Here is a 21708-nt window from a genome sequence, read left to right on the forward strand (position 1 = left end):
AGGTGAACGTTAGAACGCTCACCTGTTTATATTATCAATTATGATAAATTCAGCTACTTATTCTTATTAAGCAGCTTTTTTCTTACTTCACTAGTATCGTTATTCTCAAGCCAGTTTTTGATGGATTGTTTGACTTTTTGCTGTAATTCATCACGCAATATTGGTTCTACGCTCAAGGTATATTGCAGATTATCCCAATTACCATAAACTCGCAGGGGTACTTTTAGTTTTTCTAAACGACTAACTAACTCGTTTTCTTGTCCCCACCCACTGGTTAACTGAACCGCCAATGCAACATCGACATTCTGTTTTAGTAAATTTGCCTCACCCTGCCCTTCAATTCTCGAAATACCAGATATTGCAGAAAGGTTATTAATTTTAATCTTACCTTTATTTAGTTGAGTTTTTACTGATAGATTTTGTGCATCAGTAAAGTTCTGAATATTCATCGGCTGTTGAACCAAATCAGTCATTCTCGAAAAAGATTGTTGGATAAGCAAAGGAATATTCAACCCGTCCAAACGCGCATTTCTCAGGCCAATATTCAGATCTCCCCGCCAGTAATGGGTGACTGCATATTCATCGTAGCCATCTCCCAAAAGATCTCCATCGAGCGTAAGTTGTCCACTAAACACCGATGGCAGAGCCAAAGCTTTCAGTAGTGGTTGTAAGTCAATATTTTGCAGCAGAGGTTTCGCATGTAATTTAGCGGGATTAACTGTTGCATCAATTGTGGCAGGCAGTGAAAAATGACCACCAAATACGTTACCACTCAATTTCGAAATCTCTGTTATTCCCTCATCATTGACGGCCTTAAAGACAAAATTATCAATATCCATACCTTGATAAATAAATTTATTCGCCATGAATAACAGATGTGCATTAAGTTCTTTCAGAAAACTGAGATCATAATTTGATAAAGGAGAAACAGATTTTGCAATCACAGGTTTTGCCGAATTATTTTCAGCCCGATAATCAAGTTTTGCCTGTAAACTATGCTGTGATAACTTATCCCATCCTAACAAATTATCTAAATCTAATTTTGGCGAAGACAGATTGATGGAATAGTGTGGTTTATCTTTCAGGTTAATCGCAACATTACCTGTCAATTCACTTCCATTCATTGTCAGTGCTATTTTCTGCAACGAAATAGATGATGAAAAAGTATCATATTTTACAGTCGCACTCCCCGTTCCTGCTATGCCTTCTGGCGGAAGACCAACACCCTGTAGCTGATATTTAAACGAACTGATATCGCCGGTTAAATTATGTGGATAATCAGAAATACCGAAAGAAGCATTAACCTCAAAGGCAAATTCTTGCTGATTTTTATTGATCTTACCATTGAGTTCAAAATTAACGTGGCCCTGATCCTGGCGTTTCATCAGCAAATCAATATCCCGCATATTTAACTGCGAATGGGTATCGGTTTGCCAAATCAACAAGCTATTCTCTACTTTGATCTTATCGATGTCCAATTTCCAACTGTGAGCATCGTTCGCTACGGGATAATGAAAATCACCTTCAGGCGCAATGGGAGTTTCTGGTTTTTTTTGTGGCTGACTATCCGGTGTAAACCGCAAAACAGCTCCTTTAAGCATCACTTCTTTGACAGAAAGTTGATGAGATAACAATGGCAGTAATTCAACATCCAAGCGCATATTTTCTGCCATAACAGCAGGCATTTTCGCATTAGGAGCAGTCAGTGATACTTGCCCGGTCAAAATACTTAATTTTGGCCAGGCATGCCAACGTAGATCATCCTGTAACACAAGCTGATAGCCACTCTTTTTTTGTACTTGTTTGACTATGTAGCCACGAAAATCGTTCGGATTAATCAACATGACTAATGCTGTTAACCCCATAACAACTACTACTAACAAAATAACGAGTGTCGTCAACAATCTTTTCATGACTTCCCCAGTCTCATGTCCACAAGATGACTATTTTCACCAAATGACTACTTTACCAGAAACTTTCACCAAAAAAGATTAGTCTTCGCTGATTCGGCTTCCCACCGCTCCTTTTTGATTTTTATATTTAGCATCCTGACGTCGGTTATAAGGACGGTCAGCAACACCTGAAAGCGGCTCAAAACTCAAAGCCCCAATGACCATGCCCGGACGCAAAGCTAACGGTAATTTTCCTGAATTATAGAATTCCAGAACAATTTGACCACGCCAACCCGGATCAATCCGGTGAGCAGTGACATGGACCATCAAACCAAGACGAGCCAGAGATGAACGACCATCCAACCAACCAACAAGATTAGCAGGCAATGTGACAGATTCCAGTGTCACTGCCAGTGCCAGTTCGCCAGGATGCAGAAAAAAAGCCTCCCCATCCGGCAAACTAATTTCATCGCTCATGACACGATCAAGTGCCGCATTGACTTCAGCCTTGGGACCACTCAGGTCAATATAAGCAGCAGTATGACCACGAAAAACGCGAAACTGATTCCCAAGGCGAACATCAGCCGTTGCCCCATTAATACGTTCGACAGGAGGACGTGGGGTAATTTCCAGTTTACCTTCATCAAGCCATTTAATAATGTCACGGTCACAGAGTCGCATTACTTCCTCTCAAAATACGATGATACTTATGAATTCCTGAACATCAGGTTATTCGCAAAATTGGCCAATCTTAGCTTTCAATATATCGATAGCCACACGGTTTTTACCACCACGGGGAACAATAATGTCTGCATATTGTTTTGATGGCTCGATGAATTGCAAGAACATCGGACGAACTGTTTTTTTATACTGTTCCATTACAGAATCCAGTGATCGCCCACGCTCATTCACATCGCGCTTGATGCGACGCATCAGACAGATATCCAATGGTGTATCAACAAAAATAGAAAAATCCAGTTCCTGACGCAAACGCTTATCCGTTAATAATAGGATACCTTCAAGGATAATAACTCGCTTTGGTTCAAAATGAATGGATTCTGGTTTGCGGGTATGAGCAACGTAGTCATATTGGGGCAATTCAACGGACTTCCCGGCTTTCAGTGCCTGAATATGTTCGAATAGTAAATTGTGATCCATTGAACTTGGGTGGTCATAATTGACTTTATAGCGTTCTTCCAGCGGGGTATCAGTTTGGTCTTTATAATAACAATCTTCTGGAATAACTCCGATATTGTGATCACCAACCTGAACGCGTAATTCTCTATAAAGTGTGCTGGCAATAAGGCTTTTGCCCGAAGCGGAGGCACCTGAAATACCTACAATTGTACACTTATGTGCTTCATCAGCCATACTAGAAATAACCTGGTTAAAAAGAAAAAATAAAGTGGGAAAATAGCATTCTGTCACGCTATGTTTGGCGGATTATAGGGAGTTAGTAGCTTCTATGCCAGCGCAAACAAGATAAGTCTCGCTTTTTTCGATACGCTTCGCATAAAAATTCCGCAATCACAGAACGCAATCACAGAAATAGAAACCGCCAAATGTAGGACAATCGCTCTATAACAGATGGCCCTGTAACAATAGAGCCATTGATCTACTTTTTTGATATTGCGTTATCCCTGTGCCATAAACCAAAATTAAATGACGGCAGTATCAATGGAATAATCATTAATCTAGTCTATTAAGTCTCTCAATAAAGCCGTTATATTCTTTTCTTAAATCAAACTTCACGGAAAGAAATTTCCGTCGGGATTTTATCTCCTCGCCAGTACATCTGGGCAGAAATATTAGCGGCAATTTCACGATAAATATCCGCAAATTCACTATCAGGTTGGCTGATAACCGTAGGATCTCCGCGATCAAGATCTTCACGCAGTGAAATATGCAGAGGGATCTTACCCAATAATTGGCATTTGTATTTTTCCGCCAGTCTTTCTGCGCCTCCCTCGCCAAAAATCGGCTCATGTTGGCCACAGTGACTACAGATATGGGTGCTCATGTTCTCAATAATACCTAACACTGGTACGTTGACTTTTTGGAACATGACAATGCCTTTCATAGCATCAATTAAGGCAATATCCTGCGGTGTTGTGACAACCAATGCCCCAGTCACGGGAATATTCTGGGATAATGTTAACTGGATATCCCCAGTTCCCGGTGGCATATCGATTACCAAATAGTCAAGATCTGGCCATAATGTATCTTGTAGCATCTGCATAAGTGCCTTACTGGCCATCGGGCCACGCCATACCATTGCGTTATCATCGGTGACAAGATAACCAATGGAATTTGTCGCCATGCCATGTACCATAATAGGTGCCATGTGCAGACCATCAGGTGAAGTCGGCCGCTCTTTGGCTGTCCCAAGCATATTGGGAACCGATGGGCCGTAGATATCTGCATCCAAAATACCTACTCTTGCCCCTTCTTGAGCTAAAGCCAGTGCCAGATTCACTGCCGTGCTGGATTTACCCACACCACCTTTTCCTGAACTGATTGCCAGAATGTTACGTACACCATTAATACCCGGTAAGTTGTTAGCTCTGCGTAAGGTACAGATATCATGGGAAAGCCGCCATTCAACACCTTTTACACCTGTAGCAGCTTGTAATAGATGAATTGTTTCTTCCTTCAGTGTTTCAAAAGCTCGTTTCCAAACGAAAGGCATCATTAATTCAATATGTAATATCCCATCCAGAACAGTACAACGATGCAATGCTTTCAGAGTCACTAAATCTTGTTCTAATGTCGGATGTTTGAACGCTGCCAATATTTTCGCAACGCTTTCTCTCAGCAGGTCAGGATTGGTCTGCTCGGGGGATTGTGAGTTCATCCCGGCTCCTTTTGATTTATCTTTTTCAACCTAAAACTGTTCGTCCATCATAGCAGAAGCAGATAGCTTACGATAAGTACAAAACAAAAGTGATGAAGTTCGCGCATTACCCTAGCGACAATGCTTCTGATCAGGTAACATCAAAAACCCTTTTCAATTTATGGAAGTCAGATCCTAACTATGTCTCAAGTCGCGAAAAAATTACTGGTGACCTGTGCGTTACCCTATGCTAACGGTCCAATTCATCTCGGTCACATCTTAGAACACATTCAGGCTGATATTTGGGTTCGTTATCATCGAATGCGCGGCAAAGAGGTGCACTTTGTCTGTGCTGACGATGCTCACGGTACACCAATCATGCTGAAAGCCCAGCAGGCAGGAATTTCGCCAGAAGAGATGATCGACAAAGTGCACCAAGAGCATCAACAGGACTTCGCTGGTTTTGCTATCAGTTACGATAACTACCATTCTACGCACAGTGAAGAAAACAAAGCGCTTGCATCAGAAATTTATCTGAAACTGAAAGAAAACGGTTACATTAAGAATCGAACCATTTCTCAACTGTTCGATCCAGAAAAAAGTATGTTCCTGCCTGATCGTTTCGTTAAAGGCTCCTGTCCGAAATGTAAGGCAGAAGATCAGTACGGCGATAACTGCGAAGTGTGTGGAACGACCTATTCTCCAACAGAGTTGATCAACCCTCGTTCAGTTGTATCCGGTGCAACACCAGAAATGCGTAGCACAGAGCATTTCTTCTTCGACCTGCCAGCTTTCAGCGATATGCTTCAACAATGGACCCGCTCTGGCACCTTGCAAGAGCAGGTAGCAAACAAAATGCAGGAGTGGTTCGAAGCAGGTCTGCAACAATGGGATATCACTCGCGATGCGCCTTATTTCGGTTTTGAAGTTCCTGATGAACCGGGTAAATATTTTTACGTCTGGCTGGATGCACCAATCGGCTATATGGGTTCATTCCAGAACCTATGTGACAAACGTGGTGACCTGAATTTCGACGAATTCTGGGCGAAAGATTCCCAAACAGATCTTTACCACTTTATTGGTAAAGATATCGTCTATTTCCACAGCCTGTTCTGGCCAGCTATGTTAGAAGGCAGCAATTACCGCAAACCAACCAACGTGTTTGTACACGGTTACATTACTGTCAACGGTACTAAGATGTCTAAGTCTCGTGGAACTTTCATCAAAGCAGAGACTTATCTGAAGCATCTGGATGCAGATTGCTTGCGTTATTACTACGCAGCGAAACTCTCTTCCCGTATTGATGATATCGACCTGAATCTGGAAGACTTCGTTCAGCGCGTAAACAGTGACATCGTCAATAAGGTTGTTAATCTGGCTTCACGTAACGCTGGTTTCATCAATAAGCGTTTTGCGGGCAAACTGGCAGATCAGCTTGCTGATCCTGCGCTGTACCAGAAATTTGTTGATGCCGCACAGGGAATTGCAGAAGATTTCACTCATCGTGAATTTGGTAAAGCTGTCCGTGAAATCATGGCATTGGCCGATCTCGCTAACCGTTATGTTGATGAACAAGCACCGTGGATTGTGGCGAAAGAAGAAGGCCGGGATGCAGATCTTCAAGCTATCTGCTCAATGGGCATCAACCTGTTCCGCGTGCTGATGACTTACCTGAAACCTATTCTTCCGGGTCTCGCTGCCCGTGCAGAAACCTTCCTGAATACCGAACTGACTTGGGATGGTATCCAGCAACCTCTGCTGAATCATGATGTTTTGCCATTTAAGGCACTATTTAACCGTATCGATATGGCTAAAGTTGAAGCAATGGTAGACGACTCCAAAGAGAACATTGAGCCACAAAAAACCCAGACAGGTCCTCTGGCAGATGATCCAATTCAGGACACCATTACATTTGATGATTTTGCCAAAGTTGATCTACGTATCGCATTGATTAAGCAAGCTGATTTTGTTGAAGGTTCGGATAAGCTGCTGAAATTGATCCTTGATCTTGGTGGTGAAACTCGTCAAGTTTTCTCCGGCATCCGTGCTGCTTATCCGGATCCAAAAACATTAGAAAACCGCCTGACCGTTATGGTAGCTAATCTTGCTCCACGTAAAATGCGTTTTGGTATTTCAGAAGGCATGGTGATGGCAGCAGGTCCTGGAGGAAAAGACATTTTCCTGTTAAGCCCGGACAGCGGTGCGCAACCTGGTATGCAGGTTAAATAATCACCTGATATTCTGAAAAACTGATGCTCTAAGAAGCTAATGCTCTGAAAAATAGTAAAGCGGGTTTTTTGAACCCGCTTTTTAATGTGACCTATAGCACATTAACAGTATTAATCGTATGATAACCCTCTTTGTATTGAGGAATTATACGTTATGTCTTTTCAAAACGTACTGATGGCAGGTTGGCGATATCTGCGTGCATTTGTGCTGCTCTACTTATGCCTCATTGTAGGGAATCTCATTTCAGCACATCTCCCCTTCTCTCTCCCCGGTAGTATTATTGGCTTGCTGCTTCTGTTTTGTTTGCTGGCGCTTCAGATTATTCCCGCTCATTGGGTAAAACCGGGCTGTAGCTTATTGATGAAAAACATGACATTGCTCTTTTTACCCATCGGGGTCGGCGTTATGGAATATTATCCACAACTGAGCCAGCAGATACTCCCGATTGCCCTTTCCTGTATCATCAGTACCGTCATCGTCATGATTACCGTTGCTTACAGCTCTCATTATGTCCACCGCGAACGCACTATTATCAGCTCTAATCACAAAAAACAATTATCAGAACAGAAATCATCACAACAGGAGGGAAAATAAAAATGCTAAACCATATCTGGTGGTCATTGCCATTGACCCTGGCTGTCTTTTATGTAGCCAAAAAACTCTCTGTCCGACTCAGACTTCCTGTTTTCAATCCCTTATTGATATCAATGGCAGTCATTATTCCTCTGCTGCTGCTGACTCATACCTCTTATGAACACTATTTCGCCGGTAGCCGGATATTGAATGATTTGTTACAACCTGCTGTTGTTGCTCTAGCCTTTCCACTGTACGAACAGCTCCATCAAATCCGTGCTCAATGGAAATCTATTATCAGTATCTGCTTCATCGGCAGTGTTACTGCAATGGTCACAGGTACAGCTATTGCTTTATGGGCAGGCGCTACTCCTGAAATTGCGGCTTCTGTATTACCAAAATCAGTGACAACCCCTATCGCCATGGCAGTCGCTCATTCTATTGGAGGTATTCCAGCCATCAGTGCCGCCTGTGTCATTGCTGTTGGTATTTTAGGTGCAATTTTTGGCCATAACTTGTTTAATTTCTTGAAAATTAAAACCCAAGCCTCCAGAGGACTGGCAATGGGTACAGCTTCTCATGCCGTAGGAACGGCACGATGTGCTGAAATAGATCATGTCGAGGGTGCATATAGTTCGCTGGCACTGATGACTTGCGGCGTTATTACTTCATTAATTGCCCCTTTCTTATTTCCTGTGTTATTGCACCTTTTTGGCTAGTTACCAAAAAGTGAAAAAATCATTTAAATAGTAAAAAATTTGACATAAGTTGTTAAAATAATATCTTTGTTACATAAATTTCATTAATTATATGGTATATATCACATTACAAACCTAACTGATCATCCTAGAATAACCTTCGATTAATTTGGAGATTATTCTATGCAAGCTCGTTTTCACGCTATCTGGTCAGAAATCACACCTAAATTGCAAAAGGCTCTATTGCCCTACATTGGTCATGATGATTTTCCGGCTATGCTGACAACAGAGCAGGTGGAGTCGATTAAGCAGAGCTGCGGCTTTGATGATCATGCGCTAGCACTTGCCCTGTTGCCACTCGCTGCGGCCTGCTCCATTGCGCCTATCTCACACTTTCATGTCGGTGCCATTGCACAAGGAGAGAGCGGAAACTTCTATTTTGGTGCCAATATGGAATTTGTGGGCGTTCCGTTACAGCAAACTGTCCATGCCGAACAATCAGCCATTACTCATGCCTGGTTACGTGGTGAGAAAAAATTGCTATCCGTCACTGTTAATTGTTCTCCTTGCGGCCATTGCCGCCAATTTATGAATGAATTAAACAGTGGAACAAAATTGGAAATCTGTTTACCTGATCGTCCACGGTTAACGTTGGCTGACTATCTGCCAGAGGCATTCGGCCCACGTGATTTAGGAGATACTCCCTTGTTGCTGGATAGCATTCATCATGGCTATCAGTTGGATACCAATGACGAACTCGTGCTGGCTGCGCTGGATGCTGCGAATCAGAGTCATTCACCTTATAGCCATTCCCACTCAGGTATTGCATTGATAGATGAGCAAAATCGTGTTTATACCGGTCGCTATGCAGAAAATGCGGCATTTAATCCGAGCTTACCCCCTTTGCAGGCAGCACTGATATTGATGAACTTATCAGGCAGTGATTGCCGAACCATCAAACGGGCAATATTAGTAGAAGGGCAAAACAATCATTTATCACAATGGAATGCGACTGAATCCACCTTAATTTCCCTCGGCTGTAAACAGACAGAGTGCTATACATTCTGACAGTTTCATTGCTAAAAATGGCTATTCTGGAAGAATTTTGGGTAAAAATGAGAAATTAAATAACATTTAATTAGCTAATTCTGTATGTTATCTCTCATTTTTGCTCATGATAGACATATTTAAGTAACATTTACTGTACTTATTTTTTTTATCTTCTTAGGATCTATCGCTGATTTGCCGATTTTGTTATTGATTAGTCCAAAGAGTAAGCATCATGGAACTGGAACACGAAAGTAAACGTCCTCTCTATATTCCCTACGCTGGCCCCATCCTGTTGGAATTTCCCCTGTTGAATAAAGGCAGCGCCTTTACGGAAGAAGAACGCAGCAATTTCAATCTGCATGGCTTATTACCTCAAGCCGTTGAAACAATTGAAGAGCAGGCCGAACGTGCTTATCGTCAATATTGCGATTTTAAAAATGACGCAGATAAACATATTTATCTGAGAAATATTCAGGACACCAACGAAACTCTTTTCTACCGGCTTCTTGACGCCCATCTCAGCGAGATGATGCCTATTATTTACACGCCAACTGTCGGTGAAGCGTGTGAACATTTCTCTGACATTTACCGCCGTGCCCGTGGTTTGTTCATCTCTTACCCAAACCGGGCTTATATTGATGATATGCTACAAAACGCGACTAAACAGAATGTTAAGGTCATCGTTGTCACCGATGGTGAACGTATCCTGGGTCTTGGCGATCAGGGGATTGGTGGAATGGGGATCCCTATCGGTAAATTATCTTTATATACCTCCTGTGGCGGGATCAGCCCTGCCTACACCCTACCTGTCGTGTTGGATGTGGGGACGAATAACCCGCAACGCTTGAACGATCCACTGTACATGGGCTGGCGCCAGCCTCGTATTACAGGCAAAGAATATGATGATTTCGTAGATGAATTCATTCAAGCTGTAAAACGTCGTTGGCCGAATGTACTGCTGCAATTTGAAGATTTTGCCCAACAAAATGCGATGCCATTATTGACTCGCTACCGCAATGATCTTTGCTGCTTTAATGACGATATTCAAGGTACAGCCGCTGTTGCTCTCGGTAGCCTGATTGCCGCCAGCCGTGCTGCAGGCCGTCAATTGAAAGACCAAACTGTGACCTTCCTCGGTGCGGGCTCCGCTGGTTGTGGTATTGCTGAACAAATCATCGCCCAAATGAAATCGGAAGGTTTAAGTGATGAACAGGCCCGTGCCCGTGTATTCATGGTTGATCGCTTTGGGCTGCTCACTGATAAGCAACCAAATCTGCTGGATTTTCAAAGTGTACTGGTTCAGAAAAGTAGCGCACTGCAATCCTGGGATGTTAACAATGATAGCCTGTCGCTAATGGATGTTGTACGCAATGCCAAGCCTACTGTTTTGATTGGTGTTTCTGGTCAGTCTGGTCTGTTCACGGAAGAAATTATCCGTGAAATGCATAAACATTGTGAACGTCCAATTGTAATGCCGCTGTCTAACCCGACATCACGCGTCGAAGCCCGTCCTGAAGATATTATTAACTGGACAGAAGGTAAGGCATTGGTTGCAACTGGTAGTCCATTCTCACCAGTACAATATGAAGGCCAAGAATTCCCAATTGCACAATGCAATAACTCTTATATCTTCCCTAGTATCGGGTTAGGTGTTATTGCAGCCGGAGCCAAACGCGTGACAGATGATATGCTAATGGCTGCCAGCCGCGCATTAGCAGATTGTTCACCACTGGCACATACGGGTTCTGGCCCGTTATTGCCATTGATCGATGATATTCAGAGCGTTTCCCGTAAGATCGCTAAAGAAGTCGCGAAAAAAGCCCAGATTCAGGGAGTAGCAACGGTTACTTCTGAAGATGCACTTGAAGAAGCTATTGAGCGTAACTTCTGGAAACCAGAATACCGCGTCTATAAACGCACATCATTCTGATATATTATCAACTGGCCTGCCGATAACATTGACAGGCCTTTTAGTAAAAAACTTTAGTAATAAGTACTGCTAATCTCCATAATCCCATAAACATACTAATAATAAAGCGTATTCTATCCGGTATGTTCATCCAATACTTGCTTCGGTATATCAAGTAAAGTAGCCTTTGATCACGTGTTTATAATTATGTAAAAGGCAAAAAATAATGTGGAAGCGCCTGATTACCAGTCTGATTTTCATAATAGCTGTTTTTATGCTATCAGCTATTATGCTTGATCGCTGGATCAGCTGGAAAACCGCTCCCTATGTTTTTGATGATCTTAGACAGTTACCTGAACGGGAAGTTGGTATGGTATTGGGTACATCCAAATATTATAAAACTGGTGTGTATAACCAATATTATTTCTATCGAATTCAAGGTGCTGTTAACGCTTATAACAGCGGGAAAGTAAAATACCTGCTGCTGAGCGGAGATAATGCCCAACACAGCTATAATGAACCAAATACAATGCGAAAAGACTTAATCAAGGCTGGGATCCCTGCCTCAAAAATTGTGATGGATTTTGCTGGCTTTCGCACATTAGATTCGATTGTCAGAACCCGCAAAGTGTTTGATACCAATGACTTTACTATCATCACCCAGCGTTTCCATTGTGAACGCGCTCTGTTCATTGCAATGCACATGGGAATAGAAGCACAATGTTATGCGGTGTCTTCCCCCAAAAATATGATGACTGTACGTATGCGAGAAGTGTTTGCTCGCCTCGGCGCTTTAGCTGATCTTTATATTTTGAAGCGTGAGCCGCGTTTTCTGGGTCCTCTGACACCAATTCCTATCCAGCAGGTCGCTCCTGGCGGAATTGAGGGCTACCCTGCCGTATCACCAAAAGAATTACAGGAACTGGAGAAAAAACAGCCCAATAAATAAGAGCCTATTTTTCAAACAATAGGCTCCGCACGGTTTAAAATCTTTCTACCAATTTTCCAGACAGACTCTGCCAAAGTGTTTCAACAGGTCCTTTTTGATGATATTTCAACCACCAGCAGGCGAACCCAACATTACATCCCCAGACGAAAGGAACAAATATTAACAATTCCAAACGGGTGAACTGATTAAATAGCGCCCAATGATAAAAAAGTACGGTACAAATCAAAGTTTGCATTAAATAACAGGTTAACGGCATTCTGCCAACCTGCTGGAACCAGAAAATAACTCGATAACGGGAAATAACCGGCCAGAATCCATAAATCAGTGCCACATAAGCCAACGCCAGGAATGGCGTCGCTAATTCAGCGGTGGTATGACGAACAGTCAAGGCGGCAAAATAACTGTACGGATATAAATACTGAACTAACAGAGCAACAGAGTGGATCACCAAACCAACGACAAACAGCCACAACGCCATCCGACGATAATGGTAACTACTGTATGTTCCTTTCAACCATCCATTACGTACTAACTTTGCTCCACAAAGCATTGTCCCAACCATTTGCCAGCCATACTGTACCGCAGTCACTATCATTGCCCCACTGACCTGATGCATACGATGCTCTATCGCCAATAGCCCACCATGGGTTTTCCAGTAAACTTCATGAAAAATATCCTGTTCTAATGGACGCCAGAAAGTACTATTTTCTTCCACTGGAAATAATCCCAACAGATAAAACATCATCAAACCGAACAGGTAAAAAACAATCCCCTGGCCAAACAGATTGTGACGGGTATTGATCAAATGCAACGCAAAAATACCGGCCAAACCATATGACAGCAAGATATCGCCATCCCACAGTAAAATCCCGTGCAATAAACCAATAACAGCCAGAATCAACAGCCTGCAAAGATTCCAGTTATGCTCTCGTTGCCTCAATAACTCAAGTGACGCACCAAACAGTAGCGTTAAAATAAATAAAAATTTTCCCTGAGCAAAAGTACTCAAGGCAGACCATGTTAATACATCAGAAAATGAGACATCCTCTTTATAAAAGAGATTCATATAAGCAGCATATGGCAACGCAAAACTAGAGATATTCAGTAATAATATGCCTAAAATGGCGAAACCACGCACACTATCAAGAGCCACAATCCTATGGCTCGTTACTCCACTATTTAACTGACGACTTGTCATGATAATAAAGATAGATCACGATAAGTGTAAGTGGCGAACGGCTCGCAAAAATTCCTGTCGTGTATTCTGACTGGACTTAAATAAACCGCCAAGAGAAGTCGTTGTTGTGGTACTGGTTGCATCGCGAATACCACGGGCTTTCACGCAATAATGAACAGCATCAATAGAGATGGCAACATTATTTGTCCCAAGCAAAGTTTGTAGTGCAATTAAAATCTGCTGTGTCAAACGTTCCTGCACCTGGGGGCGTTGCGCAAAAAATTGCACAATACGGTTAATTTTTGATAATCCAATAACTTTATCTTTAGGAATATAAGCTACGGTGGCCTTTCCATCGATAGTTACAAAATGATGTTCACAGGTACTGGTCAGTGTGATATCTCTCACCGTCACCATCTCATCAACTTTCATTTTATTTTGTATCAAAGTGATTTTCGGAAAATTTCTGTAGTCCAAACCCGAAAATATTTCATCTACATACATTTTCGCAATACGACCTGGCGTATCAACCAAGCTGTCATCTCTCAAATCCAGGTTTAACAGTTTCATAATTTCTGTCATATGTTCCTCAATGCGTGCCTTACGCACTTCAGGCTCTAAATTTTGTTCACGCAATGGGGTTTCAAGACCATGAGCGACCAGTGCCGAATGCACCAGCGCAGCTTCTGTACTTAAAGATGACATTAATTTCTCCAAGAGTAATACTTCCATTATATGATGGGTTATAGCTATACCGAATATTGAATAGTTACACCCGTCGCCCGTCGTCTTTCAAACCGCATTTTTATCAGCACATATTGAAATCCATTGGGTTAGGTTCATAACTATACCGTCACTGCATCAATGCACCAAATCAGGATTATTCCCGACAAATTCTGTTGCGATTAAATACCAACAATCCGGCAATAACCAAGCCAATAAATGCGATATATAAAGCAGGTTCCAGTTTACCAGTCAGCCATGTTGAAATAGCAGACAACATCGGCCCGACCAATTGCCCCACAGCATAACCTGTGGTCAATAATCCCGCCATATAATGAGTATGATTAGGTGCTAATTCACGCCCATACAACAAAGCCAGTTGCACCACACACATAAAACCACCGCCAATCAACAATGCCCCAATGACAAGGCCGCTGATCCCCGGTATTACTTCGGCTATCAATATTCCAAGTGCCTGAAGCCAGAGTGTGATCGTTAAACGAACCTGAGCTGTCGATACATGACTTAACAGAATCCCCAGTACAATACCAATGACAGAAGCGCCTCCAAATATCGGCCAGACAAATTGCGCAAATAAGCTGCCAGGAAAACGTTCAGCAGCCATTTGAGAAAGGAATGTGGCAGGCAGAATATAGCCAAATCCCGCCAGACTGTAACTCCATAGCAACCGTTTAATTTCTGGTGTCAACGTCAGTTTTTGGATAACTGCCTGTGGGAGATGTAATTCGCCACGACGCGGTAAATGACGACTAGCATAAATACTGCACAACAAGGCCAGAATGCCATAAATAAACCATGCCTGAGCAGCATTCATTCCCCACGACTGAATCCCCACTGCGAGTGCGCCACTGATCAAAATTCCAATTCCAGTGCCTGCAAAGACAGCCGCACTTAGCCCCGGACGATTCAGTTTCGCCAGTGCATCATTCGCCCATGCTGCCACTAATACCAACGTCCAACCACTCGCCCAACCAATAAAAAAGCGGGCAATACTGTGTAATACCGGGCCATCCAGCAAGGCTGACAGAAGTGTAATAATTACCGCTCCCCACAGCCCGCCCCACAGACGATATTCTATAAATTGCCGTGCCCGCATTGCATCATAAGAGCCAGCAAAATAGCCAAGGTAATTAAACGCAGCTACAATTCCTGCTTCTGTCAGAGTGAATTGTGATTCTGCAATCATCAATGGAACTTGTGGAGTAAAAGTAAAGCGTCCTATTCCCATTGCAACAACTAAAGCGAGAAAACCGCTCAATGCAATCTGAATAGCTTGATAGTTACGGCTGCTTGGTGTGATGATTTGATTGCTCATAGTGATTAAGTATTTATTTAATCAATTGTTTTAATTGCCATTATTTAGTTATAGCAAATCATGAATGTAATATACATCTTTTCTTAGTCACTAATCATACCTATTGAGCACTAGCAATTCCCCATTAAAAGGATATTTGCCATAATGCATCCATGCCACTTGCCGCACATTGGGAGCTTACATGGATCATTGTTATACTTCAGGTTTAATTTCACTCGAACAGGCGCTGAAAAAGCTATTAACACAAACTGCTCCTCTTACCGAAACAGAAACAATTAATCTGACACAATCAGCAGGCCGTATTACTGCTACAGATATTATCTCACCAATTAATGTTCCCCCTTTTGATAACTCAGCAATGGATGGCTATGCTATTCGCTTTACTGATCTGAACAATACTCAAGTTTTACCTGTAGCAGGAAAAGTACTGGCTGGTATACCATTTCAAGGGGAATGGCCTTTAGGTACTTGCATTCGTATTATGACGGGCGCCCCAATCCCCGTAGGCACTGATGCTGTCGTTATGCAAGAGCAGGCAGAAGTTACTGAATCAGGCGTTCGCTTTACGTATCCTGTCCATCAGGGACAAAATATTCGTACCATCGGCGAAGATATCACCCAAAATGCAGTAGTCCTGCCACAGGGTATGAAACTCGCTACCGCACAATTACCCCTGCTTGCTTCTCTGGGAATTGCGAAAGTTGATGTGATCCGCAAATTAAAAGTTGCAGTTTTTTCTACCGGTGATGAGCTACAAGCCATTGGTAATCCATTGCAGGCAGGGCAAATTTATGATACCAACCGTTTTGCTGTTCGTCTGATGCTGGAAAAATTGGACTGTGACGTTATTGATTTCGGTGTCATTCCTGATGATCCTGACGCTCTGCATCATACTTTTGTACAAGCTAATGAACTCGCAGATTTAGTTATCAGTAGTGGCGGAGTTTCCGTTGGTGAAGCTGATTACACTAAACAAATTTTGGATGAAATGGGTGAAATTGGCTTCTGGACATTGGCGATTAAACCCGGTAAACCTTTTGCTTTTGGTAAACTAAAAAATGCGTGGTTCTGTGGTTTACCGGGTAATCCGGTATCCGCTGTGCTGACTTTCTACCAATTAGTACAACCTTTGATTGCACATTTATCGGGTTTTACCGCATGGCAACCACCAATGAGGCTCAACGCCAAGGTTATGACAGCTTTGAAAAAATCCCCAGGCAGGCTGGATTTCCAGCGTGGGATCGCTGCACTCAATGAGCAAAGTGAGTTAGAAGTTCGAAGCACCGGGCATCAAGGTTCACATATTTTCAGTTCATATAGCCTCGGCAATTGCTTTATCGTACTGGAGCGGGAACGAGGTTCCGTTGCGACTGGAGAAACCGTACAGATCGAATTTTTCAACCATTTGCTAAGAAATCAATAACTAAGTGAAAACCAGTGATTAACTGAGAAAATGACTATCGAACTCACCGATGAAGAAATTCTACGCTACAACCGGCAGATTGTTCTGCGTCACTTTGATTTTGACGGACAAGAAAAATTGAAATTATCCAAGGTGATGATAGTCGGTTTGGGTGGCCTAGGTTGCGCAGCCGCTCAATATTTAACATCAGCAGGTGTTGGAGCAATCACTCTATTAGATTTTGATACCGTTTCCCTCTCTAATTTACAACGTCAGATCCTTCACCGTGATGAACGCATTGGGATGGCTAAAGTGCATTCAGCAGCACTAACACTACAGGAAATCAATCCTCACATTGCTATCCATCCCATTGCAGGATTATTGGATGACTTAGCCTTAGACCAGCTAATTAGTCAGCATGATATTGTGCTGGATTGCACAGATAATGTTGCAATTCGTGAGCAACTCAACCGATTATGCTATGAGCATAAAACAGCATTAGTTTCCGGTGCGGCTATTCGCATGGAAGGACAATTATCAGTTTTTACCTATCAAACAGGAGAACCTTGCTACCGCTGCCTGAGCCGGTTATTCGGTGAAAATAACCTGACTTGTGTTGAAACAGGTGTAATGGCACCACTCGTAGGCATAATTGGTTCGTTGCAGGCAATGGAAGCGATTAAATTGCTGACTCAATACGGTGAAGTGGCCAGAGGCAAAGTATTATTGTTCGATGCGATGACAATGCAATTTCGTGAGATAAGATTGCTTAAAGATCTCTGGTGTGAGGTATGCCAGCACAGCGAGTAACTGGCCCCGTTGTTAATCTACGGGGCCTGAAAAAAAGGGGGAGTTACTCAACAATCCCCTGACTTCTTAGATACTCATCATAAGTACCTTTAAAATCAATGACCTTATCGGCTTTAATTTCCAGAATACGGCTGGCCAATGAGCTGACAAATGCGCGGTCATGAGACACAAAAATCAACGTGCCTTGATAAAGTTCCAACGCAAGGTTTAGTGATTCAATAGATTCCATATCCAGATGGTTGGTTGGCTCATCCATCACCAGAATATTTGGTTTATGCATCATTAGCTTGCCAAACAACATCCGACCTTTTTCTCCACCAGACAATACGCCGACTTTTTTCCTGATATCATCCTGAGTGAACAGTAAACGTCCCAGCACGCTACGTACTGCCTGCTCATCATCACCTTCACGCTTCCACTGACTCATCCATTCAAATACAGTCAGGTCACCATCAAAATCACTGGCGTGATCCTGTGCATAATAGCCAATAGCGCTATTTTCAGACCATTTAATCGTACCGCTGTTTGGTTCAGCTTCACCAATCAAAGTCTTCAGCAATGTTGTTTTACCGATACCGTTCTCACCAATCACCGCCATTTTTTCGCCAACTTCTATCAGCAAGTTCAGATTCTTAAACAGTACCCCATTGTCATAACCTTTAGTCAGACCTTCTAATTCCAGCGCATTACGGAACAGTTTTTTCTCCTGTTCAAAGCGGATATATGGATTCTGGCGACTGGAAGCTTTTACTTCTTCTAGCTGAATTTTATCAATCTGACGGGCACGTGAAGTGGCCTGCTTAGATTTAGAAGCATTAGCACTAAAACGGCTGACAAATGCCTGTAATTCAGCAATCTGGGCTTTTTTCTTGGCATTGTCTGCCAGCAAACGTTCACGTGCCTGAGTGGCTGCCACCATGTATTCATCGTAATTGCCGGGGAACAGACGCAATTGACCATAATCCAGATCAGCCATATGAGTACACACTGTGTTCAGGAAATGGCGGTCATGGGAAATGATAATCATCGTACTATCGCGCTCGTTCAGTACTTGTTCCAACCAACGGATAGTATCGATATCCAGGTTGTTGGTTGGTTCATCAAGCAGCAAAACATCAGGATTAGAAAATAGCGCCTGTGCCAGCAAAACACGTAATTTCCAACCCGGTGCAACTGCACTCATCAAACCATAATGCTGTTCTACCGGAATACCAACGCCAAGCAATAATTCTCCGGCACGTGCTTCCGCGCTGTAACCATCCATTTCACCATAAGCGACTTCCAGATCAGCAACACGATAACCATCTTCTTCGCTCATTTCTGCCATGGCATAGATACGGTCACGTTCCTGCTTCACTTGCCACAATTCCGTATGCCCCATGATGACTGTATCCAATACAGTGTATTCTTCAAAGGCAAACTGATCCTGACGCAATTTACCTAAGCGTTCATTCGGATCAAGACTGACATTGCCGGAGGTCGGTGTTAGATCTCCCCCCAAGATTTTCATAAAAGTTGATTTACCCGCTCCGTTGGCACCAATCAGGCCATAGCGGTTACCGTTACCAAATTTGACAGAAATGTTTTCAAATAGAGGCTTACTGCCAAACTGCATAGTAATGTTGTTTGTACTTAACACAACGTTTGCTCTTATAGTGAATAAAAAAGGAATTTAGAAAAATCGTTAGTTATCTATTATGCCACAACAAGCAAAAAGTATCGCCAGTATGCTTCTATCGCTACTTCAAACAGTCATTTCAAAAAGATTGTGTTTCAATGTCATTTATGTTTGAAAATCAGGTTCAGAGAGTGGGTATCTGGAATTTTGTTGCCAGCTCTCGTGAAGATAAAGTAGAAATCGTTGGTACAAAAGGCAAAATAACCTTTGCAACATTCGGTGATTCCCCAATTTCATATTACGATGAAAACAATACACTGCACCAGTTCCATTTTGAAAATCCCACACACATTCAAATGCCATTAATCCAGACAATAGTGCATCAATTACAGGGAGAAGATATCTGCTCTTCTAATGGCATATCTGCTTCACGAACCAGTTGGGTTATTGATAAAGTTCTAAAAGAATATAGAGCTGAACTACACCCTAAAACCAAATAATCATTATTCTATCCGGCATGATCTAATCTAATTAAATTACGGAGCCATCAATATGAAAATATTAGTAATAGGAGCAACAGGAAATATAGGAAAGCACATTATCAGTAATATCAAAAAATATCATCCATTACTGATTGATAACCCTACAGATCTTGAAATTCTTCAAGCCAGCCGTAATTCATCTGAATATCTGCTTGATATTTTCGATACTCAACAATTAGATCGTTTTTTATCTAAAAATAAAATGTTTGAAGCTATTGTCTGTGCATTCGGTAAAACCCACTGGACGAAACCAGAAAAGCTGAGTGACTATGAGGAAAGTCTCAGGAATAAAGCACTGGGTCAAATCAACGTTGCACTCCGTGCCTTGCAATACGTTAAACCCGGTGGCTCAATCACTTTAACATCCGGTATTGTCGGTAAAATAATGTCGCCTAATGGTTCACAAACGGCTGTAACCAATGGTGCTATCGATGCTTTTGTCCGCTCGGCAGCAACTGAAATCACCAATATCCGAATTAACGTAGTTAGCCCAAGATTACTGGATGAATCATTTACCAGTTATGCCAGATTCTTCCCCGGACAGGAAACTTGTACAGGAGAACAAATAGCTAAAGGTTATATACGTAGTATTTACGGTAAAGAAACAGGAATGGTTATTGAAATATAAACTCTTCTCTATCTGTCGTCTTTCAAATTGCAGTTTCGTTGTCTGTATTTGAAAAATCCATAAAGTATATTATTAGCGGTTTTTATAACCGCTAATAATCGATACTATTTAGCATCAAGCTTCTCATTTTTTCCAATTACTATCCCCAAAATCCCCTGTATCCCTAGAATAATGAAAAGCATCCACATAACGATACTCCATGAGGAAGTTACATCATGAATATAACCAGAAACAACCGGGCCACAAAACGCAATCAAATAGCCAATTGACTGTATCATTGAGTTTGCTCTTGTAACATTGGCGGTATGATTGAAACGCAACAACGGCAGTAAGAATGCAACTCCTGTACAAATGCCCGCACCGATTCCCATGATCATAACGGCAACAGGAATTAGGCTCTTCTGACCATAAACGAATAGTACAATACCCAACATACCAATAATTGGGTTAATGATGAACATTATTTCCTGTCTTTTTATCTTATAAATATAAAATGCCGTTAGTGTTGCAAAAGGTATTGCAATCAATGAGAACAGTGCTGCGTAGGATGCTGCCTCAGTTTGGTCTAAACCATAAGAACTGATAATTTCGGGGAACCAGGCAGTAATGATATAAAAATTAAGCGATAAAATAGAAAAATAAACAGCCATAACCCAACATGGAATACTTCCCCACGGGTTAATAACCTTATCCGGTTTATCATCATAATTACTAGGGGAATGCGGGCTACTGCCTGAGGACTGAGATTTTTTATCAGAAAATAATAAAATCAAGAACAATGAAAATATCGGGATTAAGATCCAAATCCATGATACTCCGTTCCAGGAAAGCCCGAAAATATGCTTAACAGGTAAAGTGAGGCCCGTTGCCATTGCTGGCCCCAAATACAGAGAAGCCGTATAAGATGATGATAAAAGAGCGACCCTGTTACTCCCCAAGCTCTTAAAAAATGAAGGTAATGCAATATTTCCCAATGCAATGGCAAACCCAAACATTACTGTAGAAGTCAACAGTAATACCAAAGAGCTATTTAACCTTAAAAGATAAGCAGCAATAGCAACAATAAATGTCATCAATAAGGTTTTATATAAACCTATTTTACTTTCAAAATAAGGAGTTAAGGGAGAAAATAGAAAAAAACATAAGGGTGACAGCGATGTTATCAACCCGAACGTAGAATGACTTATTTTTAAATCGTCGATGATTTCCTGTGACATCGGTGGGATATAAGATATTGGCACTCTCAAACCCAAACCAGCAATCATAATAAACAATAGTAATTTAATAATAAAACTATTACTAAAGTGTTTCCCTATTTTCATTATTTCACCACAGAAGT

19 protein-coding genes are annotated in these 21708 nt (G+C 42.0%); 10 read left to right on the top strand and 9 right to left on the bottom strand.

The window, feature by feature from the left end; translation table 11 throughout:
* Positions 1-53 precede the first annotated feature (53 nt).
* The 4 genes from asmA to apbC form a co-directional block, all read right to left on the bottom strand.
* Positions 54-1913 (bottom strand): outer membrane assembly protein AsmA, encoded by a 1860-nt coding sequence (gene asmA / locus AAC852_RS11940; RefSeq protein WP_340621236.1) that lies wholly within the window; start codon positions 1911-1913, stop codon positions 54-56.
* A gap of 78 nt (positions 1914-1991) precedes the next feature.
* A complete protein-coding gene (dcd, locus tag AAC852_RS11945) occupies positions 1992-2573 on the bottom strand; it encodes a dCTP deaminase (protein ID WP_047682917.1) in 582 nt (193 codons plus the stop codon).
* Between the two features lie 48 nt (positions 2574-2621).
* A complete protein-coding gene (udk, locus tag AAC852_RS11950; protein WP_047682919.1) occupies positions 2622-3263 on the bottom strand; it encodes a uridine kinase in 642 nt (213 codons plus the stop codon).
* Positions 3264-3633: 370 nt separating this feature from the next.
* Positions 3634-4746 carry an iron-sulfur cluster carrier protein ApbC gene (apbC, locus tag AAC852_RS11955; RefSeq protein WP_340621237.1) on the bottom strand — a complete coding sequence of 371 codons (1113 nt, stop codon included), beginning with the start codon at positions 4744-4746 and terminating at the stop codon, positions 3634-3636.
* Between the two features lie 180 nt (positions 4747-4926).
* On the opposite strand from apbC, the gene metG reads away from it, so the two are divergent.
* The 6 genes from metG to sanA all read left to right on the top strand — a co-directional run bounded on the left by metG (position 4927) and on the right by sanA (position 12133).
* On the top strand, positions 4927-6954 hold the full coding sequence (gene metG, locus AAC852_RS11960) for a methionine--tRNA ligase (protein ID WP_340621238.1): 2028 nt from the start codon (positions 4927-4929) through the stop codon (positions 6952-6954).
* A gap of 153 nt (positions 6955-7107) precedes the next feature.
* Entirely contained in the window at positions 7108-7548 is a 441-nt protein-coding gene (locus AAC852_RS11965) for a CidA/LrgA family protein (protein ID WP_340621239.1), read from the top strand.
* Between the two features lie 2 nt (positions 7549-7550).
* The gene (locus tag AAC852_RS11970; protein WP_340621240.1) at positions 7551-8246 is read left to right on the top strand and encodes a CidB/LrgB family autolysis modulator; all 696 of its coding nucleotides are present in this window, start codon (positions 7551-7553) and stop codon (positions 8244-8246) included.
* 162 nt (positions 8247-8408) lie between these two features.
* The gene (gene cdd, locus AAC852_RS11975) at positions 8409-9293 is read left to right on the top strand and encodes a cytidine deaminase (RefSeq protein WP_340621241.1); all 885 of its coding nucleotides are present in this window, start codon (positions 8409-8411) and stop codon (positions 9291-9293) included.
* A 214-nt stretch (positions 9294-9507) separates the two neighbouring features.
* Positions 9508-11205 (top strand): NAD-dependent malic enzyme, encoded by a 1698-nt coding sequence (locus tag AAC852_RS11980; protein ID WP_340621242.1) that lies wholly within the window; start codon positions 9508-9510, stop codon positions 11203-11205.
* A gap of 205 nt (positions 11206-11410) precedes the next feature.
* Positions 11411-12133, top strand: coding sequence for an outer membrane permeability protein SanA (sanA, locus tag AAC852_RS11985; protein WP_340621243.1), 723 nt, complete (start codon positions 11411-11413; stop codon positions 12131-12133).
* Between the two features lie 34 nt (positions 12134-12167).
* Here sanA and yeiB read toward each other — a convergent pair whose 3' ends face one another.
* From yeiB to AAC852_RS12000, 3 genes are all read right to left on the bottom strand, one after another.
* On the bottom strand, positions 12168-13286 hold the full coding sequence (gene yeiB, locus AAC852_RS11990; protein WP_340621244.1) for a DUF418 domain-containing protein YeiB: 1119 nt from the start codon (positions 13284-13286) through the stop codon (positions 12168-12170).
* Between the two features lie 60 nt (positions 13287-13346).
* Positions 13347-14015, bottom strand: coding sequence for a GTP cyclohydrolase I FolE (gene folE / locus AAC852_RS11995; RefSeq protein WP_340621245.1), 669 nt, complete (start codon positions 14013-14015; stop codon positions 13347-13349).
* A 175-nt stretch (positions 14016-14190) separates the two neighbouring features.
* Positions 14191-15369: a YbfB/YjiJ family MFS transporter gene (locus AAC852_RS12000; RefSeq protein WP_340621246.1), complete on the bottom strand. Its 1179-nt coding sequence runs from the start codon at positions 15367-15369 to the stop codon at positions 14191-14193.
* A 181-nt stretch (positions 15370-15550) separates the two neighbouring features.
* Here AAC852_RS12000 and moeA point away from each other — a divergent pair, with 181 nt between their 5' ends.
* Positions 15551-16792, top strand: a complete 1242-nt coding sequence (gene moeA, locus AAC852_RS12005) for a molybdopterin molybdotransferase MoeA (protein ID WP_340621247.1) — start codon at positions 15551-15553, stop codon at positions 16790-16792.
* Between the two features lie 30 nt (positions 16793-16822).
* The gene (gene moeB / locus AAC852_RS12010; RefSeq protein ID WP_340621248.1) at positions 16823-17581 is read left to right on the top strand and encodes a molybdopterin-synthase adenylyltransferase MoeB; all 759 of its coding nucleotides are present in this window, start codon (positions 16823-16825) and stop codon (positions 17579-17581) included.
* Positions 17582-17624: 43 nt separating this feature from the next.
* Here the strand turns inward: moeB and AAC852_RS12015 are convergent, their stop codons facing one another.
* A complete protein-coding gene (locus tag AAC852_RS12015; RefSeq protein WP_340621249.1) occupies positions 17625-19220 on the bottom strand; it encodes an ABC-F family ATPase in 1596 nt (531 codons plus the stop codon).
* A 137-nt stretch (positions 19221-19357) separates the two neighbouring features.
* On the opposite strand from AAC852_RS12015, the gene AAC852_RS12020 reads away from it, so the two are divergent.
* A complete protein-coding gene (locus tag AAC852_RS12020; RefSeq protein WP_340621250.1) occupies positions 19358-19699 on the top strand; it encodes a hypothetical protein in 342 nt (113 codons plus the stop codon).
* A 52-nt stretch (positions 19700-19751) separates the two neighbouring features.
* Positions 19752-20369, top strand: a complete 618-nt coding sequence (locus tag AAC852_RS12025) for a short chain dehydrogenase (RefSeq protein WP_340621251.1) — start codon at positions 19752-19754, stop codon at positions 20367-20369.
* Positions 20370-20473: 104 nt separating this feature from the next.
* On the opposite strand, the gene AAC852_RS12030 is transcribed toward AAC852_RS12025, so the two are convergent.
* Positions 20474-21691: an MFS transporter gene (locus tag AAC852_RS12030; RefSeq protein ID WP_340621252.1), complete on the bottom strand. Its 1218-nt coding sequence runs from the start codon at positions 21689-21691 to the stop codon at positions 20474-20476.
* Between the last annotated feature and the right edge of the window lie 17 nt (positions 21692-21708).

The sequence above is a fragment of the Xenorhabdus siamensis genome (assembly GCF_037996745.1).
GTDB lineage: Bacteria > Pseudomonadota > Gammaproteobacteria > Enterobacterales > Enterobacteriaceae > Xenorhabdus > Xenorhabdus indica.